The 14763-nt window shown below is 74.2% G+C and carries 14 protein-coding genes; 6 read left to right on the top strand and 8 right to left on the bottom strand.

Annotation, left to right across the window (positions count from 1 at the left end; translation table 11 throughout):
• Positions 1–25: 25 nt before the first annotated feature.
• Genes O2W15_RS13975 through O2W15_RS13965 form a run of 3 tightly spaced genes read right to left on the bottom strand, consistent with a single transcriptional unit; the run spans position 26 to position 2677 of the window.
• Positions 26–400 (bottom strand): VOC family protein, encoded by a 375-nt coding sequence (locus tag O2W15_RS13975; protein WP_269164718.1) that lies wholly within the window; start codon positions 398–400, stop codon positions 26–28.
• A 26-nt stretch (positions 401–426) separates the two neighbouring features.
• The gene (locus O2W15_RS13970; RefSeq protein ID WP_269179835.1) at positions 427–2118 is read right to left on the bottom strand and encodes an acyl-CoA mutase large subunit family protein; all 1692 of its coding nucleotides are present in this window, start codon (positions 2116–2118) and stop codon (positions 427–429) included.
• A gap of 49 nt (positions 2119–2167) precedes the next feature.
• Complete coding sequence (locus O2W15_RS13965) at positions 2168–2677, bottom strand: MarR family winged helix-turn-helix transcriptional regulator (RefSeq protein WP_269179834.1); 510 nt, start codon at positions 2675–2677, stop codon at positions 2168–2170.
• Positions 2678–3356: 679 nt separating this feature from the next.
• Between O2W15_RS13965 and O2W15_RS13960 the strand changes: the two genes are divergently transcribed.
• Positions 3357–3734 (top strand): endonuclease domain-containing protein, encoded by a 378-nt coding sequence (locus O2W15_RS13960; RefSeq protein WP_269179833.1) that lies wholly within the window; start codon positions 3357–3359, stop codon positions 3732–3734.
• A 76-nt stretch (positions 3735–3810) separates the two neighbouring features.
• Here the strand turns inward: O2W15_RS13960 and O2W15_RS13955 are convergent, their stop codons facing one another.
• Genes O2W15_RS13955 through O2W15_RS13945 form a run of 3 tightly spaced genes read right to left on the bottom strand, consistent with a single transcriptional unit; the run spans position 3811 to position 7543 of the window.
• Entirely contained in the window at positions 3811–5286 is a 1476-nt protein-coding gene (locus O2W15_RS13955; protein ID WP_269179832.1) for a phytoene desaturase family protein, read from the bottom strand.
• A 23-nt stretch (positions 5287–5309) separates the two neighbouring features.
• On the bottom strand, positions 5310–6341 hold the full coding sequence (gene meaB, locus O2W15_RS13950) for a methylmalonyl Co-A mutase-associated GTPase MeaB (protein ID WP_269179831.1): 1032 nt from the start codon (positions 6339–6341) through the stop codon (positions 5310–5312).
• Entirely contained in the window at positions 6338–7543 is a 1206-nt protein-coding gene (locus tag O2W15_RS13945; RefSeq protein WP_269164712.1) for an acetyl-CoA C-acetyltransferase, read from the bottom strand. The genes meaB and O2W15_RS13945 overlap by 4 nt, the downstream gene beginning before the upstream one ends.
• A gap of 216 nt (positions 7544–7759) precedes the next feature.
• Between O2W15_RS13945 and mce the strand changes: the two genes are divergently transcribed.
• The 5 genes from mce to O2W15_RS13920 all read left to right on the top strand — a co-directional run bounded on the left by mce (position 7760) and on the right by O2W15_RS13920 (position 12613).
• Positions 7760–8212 (top strand): methylmalonyl-CoA epimerase, encoded by a 453-nt coding sequence (gene mce, locus O2W15_RS13940; protein WP_269164711.1) that lies wholly within the window; start codon positions 7760–7762, stop codon positions 8210–8212.
• Positions 8213–8313: 101 nt separating this feature from the next.
• Positions 8314–9645 carry a crotonyl-CoA carboxylase/reductase gene (gene ccrA, locus O2W15_RS13935; protein WP_269179830.1) on the top strand — a complete coding sequence of 444 codons (1332 nt, stop codon included), beginning with the start codon at positions 8314–8316 and terminating at the stop codon, positions 9643–9645.
• A 79-nt stretch (positions 9646–9724) separates the two neighbouring features.
• Positions 9725–11068: a hypothetical protein gene (locus O2W15_RS13930; protein WP_269179829.1), complete on the top strand. Its 1344-nt coding sequence runs from the start codon at positions 9725–9727 to the stop codon at positions 11066–11068.
• A gap of 53 nt (positions 11069–11121) precedes the next feature.
• Entirely contained in the window at positions 11122–11976 is an 855-nt protein-coding gene (locus O2W15_RS13925; RefSeq protein WP_269179828.1) for a DUF4397 domain-containing protein, read from the top strand.
• A gap of 10 nt (positions 11977–11986) precedes the next feature.
• A complete protein-coding gene (locus tag O2W15_RS13920; protein WP_269179827.1) occupies positions 11987–12613 on the top strand; it encodes a class F sortase in 627 nt (208 codons plus the stop codon).
• A gap of 12 nt (positions 12614–12625) precedes the next feature.
• Here O2W15_RS13920 and O2W15_RS13915 read toward each other — a convergent pair whose 3' ends face one another.
• Together O2W15_RS13915 and O2W15_RS13910 are read right to left on the bottom strand one after the other, a co-directional pair.
• A complete protein-coding gene (locus O2W15_RS13915) occupies positions 12626–12880 on the bottom strand; it encodes a hypothetical protein (RefSeq protein WP_269164706.1) in 255 nt (84 codons plus the stop codon).
• 72 nt (positions 12881–12952) lie between these two features.
• Entirely contained in the window at positions 12953–14734 is a 1782-nt protein-coding gene (locus tag O2W15_RS13910) for a 3-hydroxyacyl-CoA dehydrogenase family protein (RefSeq protein WP_269179826.1), read from the bottom strand.
• Positions 14735–14763 lie beyond the last annotated feature (29 nt).

Genomic DNA, 14763 nt, shown 5'->3' with positions numbered 1-14763 from the left:
GGCGACGGGCCGCCCCGGGTCCGGGTCAGGCCGGTGACCAGACCCCCAACTCGTTGCCGCTCGGGTCGGCGAAGTGGAACCGCCGGCCGCCCGGGAAGTCGTAGGGCCCCTGGACGACGCGGCCCCCGGCGGCCTCCACCGCAGCGAGGGTGCGGTCGAGGTCGGCCGACCAGAGCAGCACCAGCGGGCCGCCCGGGCGGACCTCGGTGCCGACGGCCAGACCACCCACCTCCGCTGCCGGGTCGCCGGAGGGACCGCGGATGCCGGCGTAGGTGTCGCCGTAGGCGGTGAACTCCCAGCCGAAGGCGTCGGCGTAGAACCGCTGCGCCTCCGCGAGGTCGAGGACGGTGAGCTCGACGTAGTCGATGGCGTGGTGACGGTGCCCGGTGTGGTCTGCCATGCCGGGCATGCTGCCCGGCGGGTACGTCAGAACCGGGCGGCCTCGGTGTAGGTGCCCCACTCGGCGCGCAGCGCGTCGCAGATCTCGCCCAGCGTCGCCTCCGCCCGGGCGGCCGCCAGCATCGCCGGCACCATGTTCTCCTCGGTCCGGGCCACCTCGACCATCCGGGCGACGGCGGCGCGCGCCGCGGCGTCGTCCCGGCTCTGCCGTCGGCCGGCCAGCTCGGCCCGCTGGTCGGTCTCCACCTGGTGACTGACCCGGAGGATCTCCAGGTCGTCGGCGGCGGCGCCGGTGCCGGTCAGCGTGTTCACGCCGACGACCTTCTTCTCGCCCTTCTCCAGCGCCCGCTGGTACACGAACGCCGCCTCGGCGATCTCGCCGGTGAACCAGCCGTCCTCGATGCCGCGCAGGATGCCGGCGGTCATCGTGCCGTCGCTGCCCATCTCCCGGATGCGGGTGAACACCTCCTCCGCCTGCCGTTCCAGCTCGTCGGTCAGCGCCTCGACGTACCAGGAGCCACCGAGCGGGTCTGCCACGTTGAGCACCCCGGTCTCCTCGGCGATCACCTGCTGGGTGCGCAGCGCGATCTGGGCGGCCCGCGCACTGGGGAGGGCGAGCACCTCGTCCAGGGCGTTGGTGTGCAGCGAGTTCGTGCCGCCGAGCACCGCGGCCAGCGCCTCGACCGCCGTCCGCACGATGTTGTTGTCCGGCTGCTGGGCGGTGAGCGAGACCCCGGCGGTCTGGGTGTGGAACCGCAGCTGCTGGGCCTTGTCGGTGCGGGCGCCGTAGACGTCGCGCAGCCAGCGGGCCCAGATCCGCCGGGCGGCGCGGAACTTGGCGATCTCCTCGAAGAAGTCGACGTGCGCGTCGAAGAAGAACGACAGGCCCGGGGCGAAGACGTCGACGTCCAGCCCGCGGGACAGCCCCAGCTCGACGTAGGCGAAGCCGTCGGCCAGCGTGTACGCCAGCTCCTGCGCAGCGGTCGAACCGGCCTCCCGGATGTGGTAGCCGGACACCGAGATCGGCTTGTAGGCCGGGATCTCCGCGGCGCAGTACTCCATCAGGTCGCCGATCAGCCGCAGGTGCGGCTCGGGGGCGAACAGCCACTCCTTCTGCGCGATGTACTCCTTGAAGATGTCGGTCTGCAGCGTGCCGTCGAGCTCCGCGAGGTCCGCCCCCTGACGCTCGGCCGCGACCAGGTACATGCAGAACACCGGGACGGCGGGGCCGCTGATCGTCATCGACGTCGTCGTCTTCTCCAGCGGGATGCCCTCGAAGAGCACGTCCATGTCCGCCGCGGAGTCGATCGCCACCCCGCAGTGCCCGACCTCGCCCAGCGCCAGCGGGTCGTCGGAGTCCCGGCCCATGAGGGTCGGCATGTCGAAGGCGACCGACAGCCCTCCCCCACCCTCGGCCAGCAGCGACCGGAACCGCTCGTTGGTCTGCCGGGCGTTGCCGAAGCCGGCGAACTGGCGGATCGTCCAGGCCCGCCCGCGGTAGCCGGTGGCGTGCAGTCCGCGGGTGAACGGGAACTCGCCGGGCCAGCCGATCCGGTCGAACCCGGGGACGGCGGACTCGTCGGCCGGTCCGTAGGCGGGCTCCACCTCCAGCCCGGAGAGCGTGGTGAAGTCCGCGTCCCGCACCCGCCCGGCGGCCAGGGCCGCGTCGTAGCGCTGCTGCCACCGGCTGCGGGCCTCGTTGCCCGGCTGCTCCGTCATGCCCAGATGCTAGGACGTCCAACTACTTTGTGGCCACCCTCCGGGCGGGTCAGTCGTCGGCGACGTCCCCCGCGCCGAGCCGGACCTTCTTCAGCACGTCGAACAGCACGTCCAGCTCGGCGTCGGGCAGGTCGGCCAGCCCGAAGTCCTGGCCGGTCAGCGCCTCGGTCGCCCGCGGGACGACGTCCCGTCCGGCGTCGGTGATCGCGGCGAGCACCCCGCGGCCGTCGGCGGGGTTGGGCCGCCGCTCGACGTACCCGGCCGCCACCAGCCGCTCGATCGCGTTGGTGACGCTGGTCGGGTGCACCATCAACCGGCTGCCGATCACCTTCAGCGGCAGCTGCCCGGTGCGGGAGAAGGTCAGCAGCACCAGCACCTCGTAGCGGGCGAAGGTCAGCCCGTGCGGCTTGAGCGCCTCGTCGAAGCGGGCCAGCAGGATCTGCTGCACCCGGAACACGCTCGTCGCCGCCCGCATCGAGGCGGCCGGGCCGAAGTGCTGCTCCCAGCTCTGCGCCGCGCGCTCGATCGGGTCGAAGGGCAGGCCCAGCGGTCGCACCATGCCCGGGAGGCTAGTTCTCCGCCGACGCACCCCCGGTGGCCGCCGGGGGCGCCGCCGAGTGTCGAGTTGTCGACCTCTGTCGATGCAGGGACACGTCGACGAGTCGACACTCGGCGCACGACCGCGGCAGGCCTGTGGACGGCGGGCACGGTCACCGCCCCGTGTCGGCCAGGCTCGCCCGGTGGTCGTACCCGCGCACCGTCCAGCGGCGCTGCGTGACGCGTCTTCCGCGGCACCGCCGCGGTCGCGGCGGGACTGCTCACCCGGCGGCAACTGGACAGCAGCGCCTGGCACCGGCTCTTCCGCGACGTCTACGCGTGTGCCGACCTGACCGTCACGCACGAGCTGCGGGCCGCGGCCGCCGCATCGGTGCTGCTCCCCGGCTCGGTCGTCACCGGGGCCAGTGCCGCCGTCCTGTGGGGCGTGGCCGCAGCCGGCCCGGAGGACGACGTGGAGCTGACCGTGCCGCCCGCGACGCAGACCAGCGTGGTCAGCGGCGTACGGGTCCGCCGCGCAGAGCTCCTGCCTGAGGACGTCACCCGCCGGCGCGGTGCCCCGGTCACCACGCCCGAACGGACCGCCGTGTCGCTGGGCGCCGACCGGCCGCTCGACGAGGCCGTGGTGCTCATCGACCCAGTTCGCCGCCGCCGGCCTGCTCGACCTCGGCGTCGTCCGGGCCATGGCCGCGGCGACCACCGGCCGAGGGTGCCGCCGGGCCCGGGCCGCCGCCGGGCTGGCCGACGGGCTGGCCGGCTCGCCCCAGGAGACCCGGCTGCGATTGCTGCTGCACCGCGCCGAGCTGCCGACGCCGGTCGCCCAGCACTCCGTGCACGACGGGCGGGTGTTCGTGGCCCGGGTCGACTTCGCCTGGCCCGAGCAGCGGCTGGCGCTGGAGTACGACGGGCTCTGGCACGCCGATCCCGGCCAGTTCGCTGCTGATCGCCGCCGGTTCAACCGACTGCTCGCCGCCGGCTGGCGGGTCCTCTTCGTGACCGCGGCCGACCTGCACCGGCCCGATCAGCTGATCACCCGGATCGCGGCCGAACTGGCTCGCTGAGTGTCGACTCGTCGACCCCTCACGCGGGGGCGACAGGTCGACAACTCGACACTCGGCGAGGGCAGCCGAGCAGGGGTCAGGTGGGCGGGGCGGGGCGGAGCGGCGGGGCGTCCCGGATGCCGAAGACCTCGCGCAGGGCGACCCGGGCGGCGTTGTCGCCGCAGTGGCCGTGCACCGCGGGCCCAGGCGGGGTCGCCGAGGACGCCAGGTAGGTGCCGCGGACCGGGGTCTTGTAGGTGTTCCACCGCGGGACCGGCCGGGCCAGCATCTGCCGCAGCGACGCCTCGCCGTTGGAGATGTCCCCGCCGACGTCGTTGGGGTTCCAGCGCTCCATCTCCCCGGCGTGCATGGTGTGCCGGGCCAGGATCGTGTCCCGGAACCCGGGGGCGAACCGCTCCACCTGTGCCTCGATCGCCTCCGTCATGTCGACGGTCGAGCCGTGCGGCACGTGCACGTAGGCCCAGAAGACGTGCCCGCCCTCCGGGGCGCGTGAGGGGTCGACGACCGTGGGCTGGACGGCGAGCACGTACGGCTGGTCGGTGATCCGCCCGGCTGCCGGTGCTGCCTCCCCGGCGATCGTCTCCTCCATCGTCCCGGCGACGTGCACCGTGCCGGCCCGGCGGACGTCGGCGTTGGCCCACGGCACCGGCTCCGACAGCGCCCAGTCGACCTTGAAGACCCCGGGCCCGTGCTTGTACCGCTTCACCCAGCGCCGGTAGCCCGGGGACACCTGGTTGCCGGCCATCGCGACGAACGCGCTGGGCGAGGTGTCCAGCAGCACGGCCGGGACGCCGTCGAACTCGCGCAGGTCGGTGACCTCGTGGCCGGTGACGACCTCGCCGCCCTGCTGCTCCAGCGCGGTGACCATCGCGTCGGCCAGCTGCTGGGAGCCACCCTCGATCAGCGGCCAGCCGTTGTGGTGGCTCATCATCCCCAGGAACATGCCCAGGGCCGCGGTCAGCGGGCGGCTCAGGTCGAGCATCCCGTGCGCGGCGGCACCGGCGATCAGCGCCCGGGCCGCGTCGTCGTCGAAGTGCCGGCGGGCCAGCCAGCCCACGCTGGGCAGCCCCTGCAGCCCGAAGCCGGCGATCCCGGCGAACCCCTTCACCGGCGGCAGCCGCCGGAACGCCGAGGTCAGGAAGAAGTCGGTGATCTCGTCGGCCTGGCGCAGCAGTGGCCCGAAGAGCCTGCGGTACCCACGCTCATCCCGACCGAGCCCCGCGGCGGTCTGCTCCAGCGAGTGGTGCGAGACCGCAGCGCGGCCGCCGTCCAGCGGGTGGGCGAAGTTGATCTCCGGCTGCAGCAGCCGGACCCCGCGGGAGGCCAGGTCGAACTCCTGGAAGAACGGCGCGGTCGCGGCCATCGGGTGCACCGAGGCGCAGATGTCGTGCTGGTAGCCCGGCAGCGTCACCTCCTCGGTGCGCAGCCCACCGCCGGCCCGCTCGCCGCGTTCCACCACCCGCACCGACAGCCCGGCCGCGGCCAGCCGCAGCGCGCCCGCCAGCCCGTTCGGTCCGGCTCCGACGACGACGGCATCCGGGGTCCCGTTCACGCCGCCATCCTGCCCGCCGACCCCTAGAGCTGCGCGATGAGCTGGTCGGCTGCGCGGTAGGGGTCGGTCTCCCCCGCCACCACCTGCTCGGCCAGCGCACCGAGCGCCGCGGAGCCGGAGACGTCGCCCATCCGCTCCCGCAGCCCGGCGACCGCGATCGCCTCGACCTCGCGGGCGGCGCGCTCGACCCGCCGCCGGCGCCCCTCCCCGGAGGAGTCCAGCCACTCGCCGTGCTCGGCGAGCCGGGCCAGGACGTCGTCGACCCCGTTGTCGGTGTCGCGGGAGGCGACCGTCTTCACGATCGGCGGACGCCAGGCCCCGGCCTCGGTGTGCCGGCCGCCGAGGGAGAGCATCGCCCGCAGGTCGCGCACGGTGGTGTCCGCGCCGTCCCGGTCGGCCTTGTTGACGACGAAGACGTCGGCGACCTCGAGGATGCCGGCCTTGGCCGCCTGGATCCCGTCGCCCATCCCCGGCGCCAGCAGCACCAGCGTGGTGTCGGCGAGCGAGGCGACCTCCAGCTCGGACTGCCCCACCCCGACCGTCTCCACCAGGACGACGTCGCAGCCGGCGGCGTCGAGCACCCGCATCGCCTGCGGGGTGGCCCAGGCCAGCCCGCCGAGGTGGCCGCGGGAGGCCATCGAGCGGATGTAGACGCCACTGTCGCCGGCGTGGTCCTGCATCCGCACCCGGTCGCCCAGCAGCGCGCCGCCGGAGAAGGGGGACGACGGGTCGACCGCCAGCACCCCGACCCGCTGGCCGGCCTGGCGAAAGGCGCGCACGAGGGCGGTCGTGGTCGTCGACTTGCCCACCCCGGGCGGGCCGGTGAGGCCCAGGACCCGGGCCCGGCCGGTGTGCGGCGCCAGCGCGGCCGCGACCTCGCGCAGCAGCGGGCTGGCGTCCTCGACGAGGGAGATCAGCCGGGCCACCGAGCGGGCGTCTCCCTCGCGGGCGCGGGAGACCAGGGTGCCGACGTCGGCCACCCGCCGGCCCCGCCGCCCCGACGGGACGACGGAGGCCGGCGCCTGGACGGCAGTGCCCTCCGGCTGCGAGGTCACGCCCGGGCGGGCACGTGCAGGACCAGCGCGTCGCCCTGGCCACCGCCGCCGCACAGCGCCGCGGCACCCACCCCGCCACCGCGGCGGCCGAGCTCCAGCACCAGGTGCAGCACGATCCGCGCGCCGCTCATCCCGATCGGGTGGCCCAGCGCGATGGCGCCCCCGTTGGGGTTGACCTTCTCCGGGTCGACCGCCAGCTCGCGGGTGGAGACGATGCCGACGGCGGCGAAGGCCTCGTTGAGCTCGACCAGGTCCAGGTCGGCGGGGTCGATGCCCTCCCGCGCACAGGCCTTGGCGATCGCCCGCGACGGCTGGCTCTGCAGCGTCGCGTCCGGCCCGGCGACGACGCCGTGCGCACCGATCTCGGCGAGCACGGTCAGCCCCAGCTCCTCGGCCTTGGCCGCGGACATGACCACGACCGCGCAGGCGCCGTCGGAGATCTGCGAGGCGGTGGCGGCGGTGATCGTGCCGTCCTTCGAGAACGCCGGCTTCAGCCGGCCCAGGCTCTCCGCGGTGGTGTCCGGGCGGATGCCCTCGTCCTCGCGGAACTCGATCGGGTCACCCTTGCGCTGCGGGATGAGGACCGGGGTGATCTCGTCGTCGAACAGGCCGTTCTTCTGCGCTGCGGCGGCCTTCTGGTGGCTGGCGGCGGCGAAGGCGTCCTGCTCCTCCCGGGTCAGCCCGTACCGGCTGTTGGCCTGCTCGGTCAGCGCGCCCATGGCGACCTGGTCGAAGGTGTCGGTGAGCCCGTCATGGGCCATCGCGTCGACGAGCGTGGCGTCGCCGTACTTGACGCCGGTGCGCGAGGTGGGCAGCAGGTGCGGCGCCTGGGTCATCGACTCCATGCCGCCGGCGACCACGACGTCGAACTCGCCGGCCCGGATCAGCTGGTCGGCCAGGGCGATCGCGTCCATGCCGGACAGACACACCTTGTTCAGCGTGAACGAGGGCACCGACATCGGGATGCCGCCGGCGACGGCCGCGGGGCGGGCCGGGTTCTGGCCGGCGCCGGCCTGGATGACGTGGCCCATGATCACGTAGTCGACCTGGTCGCCGGTGATGCCGGCGCGCTCGAGCGCCGCCTTGATCGCGATGCCACCGAGGTCGGCGGCGGAGAAGTCCTTCAGCGAGCCGAGCAGGCGGCCCATCGGGGTACGTGCACCCCCGACGATGACGGAACGGGTGGATGCGGGCTGGCTCATCGAGGCTCCAGTGGCTTCCGGTCACCGCCGTTGGCGACCGTCTCGGCAGGACACCGCGCAGTTCCTCGGGCAGTCCCTCGGGGCACCACGGGCTGCCGCCAGGATAGGGCTCGCGCCGTCCGGCGGACCCAGGCCGGTGACCGCGGCCACCGAACGAGCGTGAACCCCGTCACAACCGGCTGCCGGTGGCCGAGCGACGGCGGCAGGATGCGCGGCATGACCTCCGCCGTGCCCGACGACGCGCACACCGGCCTGTTCACCACGATCGACCACGTCGGCATCGCCGTCCCCGACCTGGACGAGGCGATCGCCTTCTACGCGACGACCTTCGGCATCCACTCGGTCCACGAGGAGACCAACGAGGAGCAGGGCGTCCGCGAGGCGATGCTCGCGCTCGGCGACGGCGAGACCCGGGTCCAGCTGCTCGCGCCCCTGACCCCGGAGTCCACCATCGCGAAGTTCATCGGCCGTTCGGGCCCGGGCCTGCAGCAGCTGGCCTTCCGGGTCACCGACGTCGAGGCGGCGAGTGCTGCGCTGCGCGAGCGCGGCCTCCGGCTGCTCTACGACGAGCCCCGCCGCGGCACCTCCGACAGCCGGGTCAACTTCGTGCACCCCAAGGACGCCGGCGGGGTGCTGATCGAGCTGGTCGAACCCGCCACCCACGGATGAGTTGCCTGGGTCACATCACCTGGTCAACCGGAGCTACTGGTCAGTAACCTCCGCGCCACCACCTGCACCCTCCGAGCCAACGACGACCCGGGAGCGCACGCATGGACCAGATCAGGGACGCCATCCTCGCCGACGACCTCGACGCGATCGGAGGGCTCCCGACACCGGGGTCCTACCGCGCCGTGCTGGTCCGCAAGGACGAGCAGGACATGTTCGAGGGCCTGGCCACCAAGGAGAAGGACCCCCGCAAGGCCCTGCACGTCGAGGAGGTGCCCACCCCGGAGATCGGGCCGGGCGAGGCGCTGATCGCGGTGATGGCCTCCTCGGTGAACTACAACACCGTCTGGACGTCGATCTTCGAGCCGGTCTCGACCTTCGGGTTCCTCGCCCGCTACGGCCGGCTCAACGACCTGACCAAGAAGCACGACCTGCCCTACCACGTGGTCGGCTCGGACCTCTCCGGCGTCGTGGTCGCGGTCGGCCCCGGGGTCAACAAGTGGAAGCCCGGCGACGAGGTCGTCGCCCACTGCCTGTCCGTCGAGCTCGAGGACCCGGCCGGCCACGACGACACGATGATGGACCCGCAGCAGCGGATCTGGGGCTTCGAGACCAACTTCGGCGGCCTGGCCGAGCTGTCCCTGGTCAAGAGCAACCAGCTGATGCCCAAGCCGGCGCACCTCACCTGGGAGGAGGCGGCCTGCCCGGGGCTGGTCAACTCCACCGCCTACCGGCAGCTGGTCAGCCACAACGGCGCGAACATGAAGCAGGGCGACGTCGTCCTGATCTGGGGCGCCTCCGGCGGGCTCGGCTCCTACGCCACCCAGATGGCGCTCAACGGCGGGGCCATCCCGGTGTGTGTCGTGAGCAGCCCGGAGAAGGCCGACATCGTCCGGTCGATGGGCGCCGAGCTGGTCATCGACCGCTCCGCGGAGCAGTACCGGTTCTGGAAGGACGAGGAGAACCAGGACCCCAGGGAGTGGCAGCGGCTGGGCGCGAAGATCCGCGAGCTGACCGGCGGGGACGACGCCGACATCGTCTTCGAGCACCCCGGCCGGGAGACCTTCGGCGCCAGCGTCTACGTCGCCAAGAAGGGCGGCACGATCGTCACCTGCGCCTCGACCAGCGGCTTCCTGCACTCCTACGACAACCGCTACCTCTGGATGAACCTCAAGCGGATCGTCGGCTCGCACTTCGCCAACTACCGCGAGGCCTGGGAGGCCAACCGGCTGATCGACCGCGGCCTGATCCACCCGACGCTGTCGAAGACCTACGCCATGGACGACGTCGGCCAGGCCACCTACGACGTCCACCGCAACCGGCACCAGGGCAAGGTCGGCGTGCTGACCCTCGCCCCGGAGGAGGGTCTGGGCGTGAAGGACCACGCCAAGCGGGAGCGGCACCTCACGGCGATCAACCGCTTCCGCGACGTGTGATGACGGGGCACCTGGGAGTTCCCTGGGTGCGGCCCTCGACACGCTGACTGCGGCCCTGGATCAATGCGAGGATGAGGGCATGAGCGACCCCCGCGACGACGAGTTCGGCTTCCGCGACGGCGGCCCCACCTTCGACGTGGTGCGCAAGGGGTACGACCGCGACCAGGTCGCCGAGACCCTGGCCAGCCTGGACGCCGACCTGCGGGTGGCGCTGGCCGACCGGGACGCCGCCGTGTCCCGGTCGGCCGACCTCGCCCGCCAGCTGCAGGCGCTGCACGGCGAGGTCGAGTCGCTGCGGCGCCGGGCCGCCAGTGCCAGCGCGCCCACGTTCGAGAACATGGGCGAGCGCATCTCCAACATGCTGCAGCTCGCGCAGGACGAGGCGTCGGAGATCCGCCGCCAGGCCGAGGAGCAGGCCGCCCAGCTGCAGGCCGCCGTCGCCGCCGAGGCGGAGGCGATCCGGGAGCGGATCGCCGGTGAGGAGCGCGCCCTCGGGGAGCGCTCGGCCGCCAGCCGGGCCGAGGCAGAGCGCCTGGTCGCGGAGGCGCGCCAGCACGCCGAGCAGATCGCCGCGGTCGCCCAGTCCCGCGCCGACGACCTGGTCACCAAGGCGCGGGAGCGGGTGGCGCAGTTGGACGCCGACTCCGTGGGCCGCCGGACCAAGGCCGAGCAGGACTTCGAGATCGCCCAGCGGGCCCGCCGCACCGAGGCCGCCCGGCTGGAGGAGGAGCGCGAGCAGTCCTCGATCGGCGCCGCCCAGCAGCGGATCGCCGAGGCCGACGAGCGGGCGCACCACACGCTCACCGAGGCCGAGGCGTCGGCGGCGGCGATCCGGAAGGTCCGGGACGACCTGACCCGCCGGCTGGCCGACGTGCGCACCCTGCTCGGCCGGCTGCCGGACCTCTCCGACCAGGCGCCGCAGGACGAGGAGCCACGACCGGCGGCTCCGGCCGCGTCGGCCCAGCAGGCCGAGTCCGCCCCGTCGCAGCCCACCGCGGCCGAGTCCGAGCAGGACGGGCCGTCCCGGCCCACCGAGGAGCAGCCCAGCGCGGAGCAGCCCAGCGCGGAGGACCGCCCGGCCGCACCGGAGCCGGAGACCGCCCAGCCCCAGCCCACCGAGACCCAGGCCGTGCCGGTCCAGTCCGTCCAGACGCAGTCGGTCCCGGCCCAGTCGGTGCCCACGGCCGGTGCCCAGCAGCCGGTCCGGACGCCGGCACCGGCCCACCCGAGCCAGCAGCAGGCGCCCGCGACAGAGCGGACGACGGCGGAGCAGCCGGCGGCCGAGCGGGCACCGCAGCAGCGGCCCCAGCCCGGCGTGCGGCAGACGCCGCCGGTACCGGCCCGCGGTCCGGCGACGCGGGTCCAGCCGACCCCGGCCGTGCCGGCCGGTCAGGGCGGGCCGCCCCCGGCGAACCGGAGCTGACCGCGGCCGCTGCTCCGCGACGGCCCCGGTCGTCGCGGACCACGCTCGTCGCCGTGCTCAGCGCGGGCCTGTGCGCTCTCGGGCTGCCCCTCGCCTCCGGGGCGGCGGCCGCACCCCCAGCGGACAGCGGCCCGACGGACAGCGGCCTGGTGCGGATGGTCCACCTGTCCCCGGACACCCCCTCGGTCGACGCCACCATCGACGCGGTGTCCGAGCCGGACGTGGAGGTCGCGCTGCCCGCGGTCGGCTACGGCGACGTCTCGCCCTACCAGCGCGTACCGGCGGGCACCTACACCGTCAGCGCCCGCGCGGCCGGGGCCGACCCGGGCAGCCCGCCGGTGCTGGCCACCACGGTCACCGTGGCCCCCGGGAGCGCGACCACGGTCGCCGGTGTGGGGCTCTTCGCCGACCTGGGCCTCGCCGTGCTCACCGACGACCTCACGCTGCCGCCGGCCGGTTCCGCGCGCGCCCGGGTCCTCAACGCCGCGTCGACCGGCTCCCCGCTGGACGTCACCCTGGGCGCGGGCACCGTGCTCGCCACCGACCTGGCGTTCGCCGACTCGACCGACCCCGTCGACGTGCCCGGTGGCGCCGGCACGCTCGTCGTCACCGGCGCCGACGGGACCTCTGCCGAGCTGCCCGTCGACCTCGCCGCCGGGGCCGTCCACACCGTGCTCGTCCTGGACCGCGAGGGGGGCGGGCGCGCCGTGACGACCACGCTGGACGCCGCCGGCCCGGGCGTCGTGCCGGTCGGCGGGGTGGAGGCCGGCGGTGGCGGCACCGCGACGGACGACGGGCCGCACGTCGGCCGCACCGCTCTCGCCGCCCTCTCGCTCACCGCCCTGCTGCTGGCCGCCGGGGTGCGCCGGCCCCGCCGTGAGCACGCACCGCCGTCCCCGACGTCCTGACCGACCGACGATGACGACATCGACCGGCCGGCGCGGGCGGGCGGCACTGCGGGCGGGACTGCTCGTGGTGGCCCTCGTCGCCGGCGGTGCGGCACTCGCCGACCACCCGGACGACGCCGTGCCCGCCACCGCGGTCGCCTCCCCGCCCGGGCCGGTGGTCCTCGGCTCCGCCACGGCGGTGCCGGCGAAGCGAACCGTCGCGGCCCCGGTCGGGCTGCGCATCGCCGCGATCGGTGTGGACACCGACCTCGTCCCGATCGGGGTCGACGACGCCGGCGCCCTGCTGCCCCCGGAGGACGTCCAGCAGGCGGGCTGGTTCGCCGCCGGCCCAGCGCCCGGCGAGGTGGGCCCGGCGGTGCTGGCCGGCCACGTCGACGACCACGCCGGCCCCGGGGTGTTCGCCCGGCTGGATGAGCTCAGCGCGGGAGACCAGGTGGTCGTCACCGGCAGCGACGGCCGGCCGGTGACGTTCACCGTGACCCGGGTGGCCGCTCATCCCAAGGACGACTTCGCCACCGACGAGGTCTACGGGCCGACGACCGGCGCCGAGCTCCGGCTGATCACCTGCGGCGGCAGCTTCGACCACGGCCGCCGCAGCTACACCGACAACGTCGTCGTCCACGCCAGGGCGACCTGAGGAAGGACCCCTCTAGCGGCGGCGGCCGCGGGCCCGCCAGCAGACGGTGTGCCAGTGCCGTCGCCAGTCGGCGGCGGAGTCGGTGTCCCACGGGTCCAGGTCGGAGTCCCGGGCGTAGGCCGGCCAGGTGACCAGGTGCGGGGTCCGTGGCGGGATCAGCTGGTCACACCCCGGGCAGCGGTAGCTCTTGTCGCTGCCCGACCCGCTGAGCGGCCGCACCACCCAGTCGCCGTCGGAGGCCTCCTCGACCGGCTGCCGGGCCGCCATCGGCGCACGCCCCGGCTGCGCGGTCCGGGCGCGCCCCGGACCACGCCGCGAGCCACCTCGGCGGGGCACCGGCTACCGGTTCGCGTGGTCGCGGAAGCCGCGGCCGGCCTTGCGGCCCAGGTAGCCGGCGGTCACCAGGTGCTCGAGCAGCGGCGCGGGGGCGAACCCGGGCTCCCGGAACTCGGTGTAGAGCTCGCGCTCGATCGCCAGGGCGACGTCCAGCCCGACGACGTCCAGCAGCTCGAAGGGGCCCATCGGGTAGCCGCAGCCGACCTTCATCGCCGCGTCGATGTCGTCGGCGGTCGCGTAGTGCGCCTCCAGCATCTTCACCGCGTCGTTGAGGTAGGGGAACAGCAGCGCGTTGACGACGAACCCGGCGCGGTCGGTGCAGGAGACCGCGTGCTTGCCCACCTGCGCGCAGAGCGCGTGCGCGGTGGCGGCCACGTCGGGCTCGGTGGCGATCGTGGAGACGACCTCGACCAGCTTCATCACCGGCGCGGGGTTGAAGAAGTGGAGCCCCACGACGTCCCCGGGGCGCTCACTGGCCTTCGCGCACTCGATGACCGGCAGGCTGGACGTCGTGGTGGCCAGCACCGCTCCGGGCTTGGCGATCTCCCCCAGCGCGGCGAACAGCGCCTGCTTGACGCCCAGGTGCTCGACCACGGCCTCGATGACCAGGTCGGCGCCGGCGAGGTCGTCGAGCTGGGCGGACCCGGTGACCCGGGCGAGGGCGGCGTCCCGCTCCGCCTCGTCCAGCCGGCCGCGGGCGACCTGCTTGTCCAGCGACCGGGTCAGCGCGTGCTGCACGGCCTCGACCTTGTCCAGGGTGCGGGCCACGAAGGTGACGTCGTAGCCGCCCTTGGCGACCACCTCGACGATCCCGACGGCCATCGTCCCGGAGCCCACGACGCCGACGCTGCGGATCGGGCGGGCCCCCTCGGCGGCGCCGCCGGTGGCCGGCGTCGCGGCGTCCGGGACGACCTCGGCGGAGTCGCGGCCGGCGTAGGTGTAGAAGCCGCGGCCGCTCTTCCGGCCCAGCAGCCCGGCGGTCATCATCTGCTTGATGATCGGCGCGGGAGCGTGCAGCCGGTTGCGCGACTGCTGGTACATCGTCACGAGGATCTCGTAGGCGGTGTCGATCCCGATCAGGTCCATCAGCGCCAGCGGGCCCATCGGCAGGCCGCAGCCCAGCCGCATCGCCGCGTCGATGTCCTCCCGGCTGGCGTAGCGGTTCTCGAACATCGAGACGGCGTGGTTGAGGTAGCCGAACAGCAGGGCGTTGGCGATGAACCCCGCCTTGTCACCGATCGTCACGTCGATCTTGCCCAGCCGCCTGGCCAGCGCCTCGACGTCCTCGACCACCGAGGGCTCGGTGACCACGGTGCGCACGATCTCGACCAGCTTCATCACCGGCGCCGGGTTGAAGAAGTGCATCCCGATGACCTTGCCGGGGCGGCCGGTGGTGACCGACAGCTCGGTGACCGACAGGCTGGAGGTGTTGGTCGCCAGGATGGTGTCCGGCGGGCAGATCGCGTCCAGCTTGGAGAACAGCTGGGCCTTGAGCTCCATCCGCTCCGGGATGGCCTCGACGACCAGCTCGGCGACGGCGAGGTCCTCCATCGCGGTGGTGAACCGGATCCGGGACAGGATGGCGTCGCGTTCGCCGGGCTCGAGCTTCCCGCGGGCGACGGCCTTGCCGGTGGACTGCTCGACGTGCGCCCGCCCGCGGTCCAGCGCGTCGTCGGTCACCTCGACCGCCGTCACCGACAACCCGGCCCGGGCGAGCACCTCGGCGATGCCGGCACCCATCGTGCCCAGCCCCACCACGCCGACCTCGGTCAGTTCTCTGGCCACGCTGCCATCCCTCCGCCGTCCGGTGATCA

The sequence above is a fragment of the Modestobacter sp. VKM Ac-2979 genome (assembly GCF_026967995.1).
Classification (GTDB): domain Bacteria; phylum Actinomycetota; class Actinomycetes; order Mycobacteriales; family Geodermatophilaceae; genus Modestobacter.
Note: the sequence above shows the minus strand (reverse complement) of the source record. Positions and strands in the feature narration are given on the sequence as shown.

Excerpts from the sequence above, each read along its gene's own strand:
- O2W15_RS13975 (WP_269164718.1), bottom strand. The coding sequence starts at position 400 with ATGGCAGACCACACCGGGCACCGTCACCACGCCATCGACTACGTCGAG.
- O2W15_RS13970 (WP_269179835.1), bottom strand. The coding sequence starts at position 2,118 with ATGACGGAGCAGCCGGGCAACGAGGCCCGCAGCCGGTGGCAGCAGCGC.
- O2W15_RS13965 (WP_269179834.1), bottom strand. The coding sequence starts at position 2,677 with ATGGTGCGACCGCTGGGCCTGCCCTTCGACCCGATCGAGCGCGCGGCG.
- O2W15_RS13960 (WP_269179833.1), top strand. The coding sequence starts at position 3,357 with ATGGCCGCGGCGACCACCGGCCGAGGGTGCCGCCGGGCCCGGGCCGCC.
- O2W15_RS13945 (WP_269164712.1), bottom strand. The coding sequence starts at position 7,543 with ATGAGCCAGCCCGCATCCACCCGTTCCGTCATCGTCGGGGGTGCACGT.
- mce (WP_269164711.1), top strand. The coding sequence starts at position 7,760 with ATGACCTCCGCCGTGCCCGACGACGCGCACACCGGCCTGTTCACCACG.
- ccrA (WP_269179830.1), top strand. The coding sequence starts at position 8,314 with ATGGACCAGATCAGGGACGCCATCCTCGCCGACGACCTCGACGCGATC.
- O2W15_RS13930 (WP_269179829.1), top strand. The coding sequence starts at position 9,725 with ATGAGCGACCCCCGCGACGACGAGTTCGGCTTCCGCGACGGCGGCCCC.
- O2W15_RS13920 (WP_269179827.1), top strand. The coding sequence starts at position 11,987 with ATGACGACATCGACCGGCCGGCGCGGGCGGGCGGCACTGCGGGCGGGA.
- O2W15_RS13915 (WP_269164706.1), bottom strand. The coding sequence starts at position 12,880 with ATGGCGGCCCGGCAGCCGGTCGAGGAGGCCTCCGACGGCGACTGGGTG.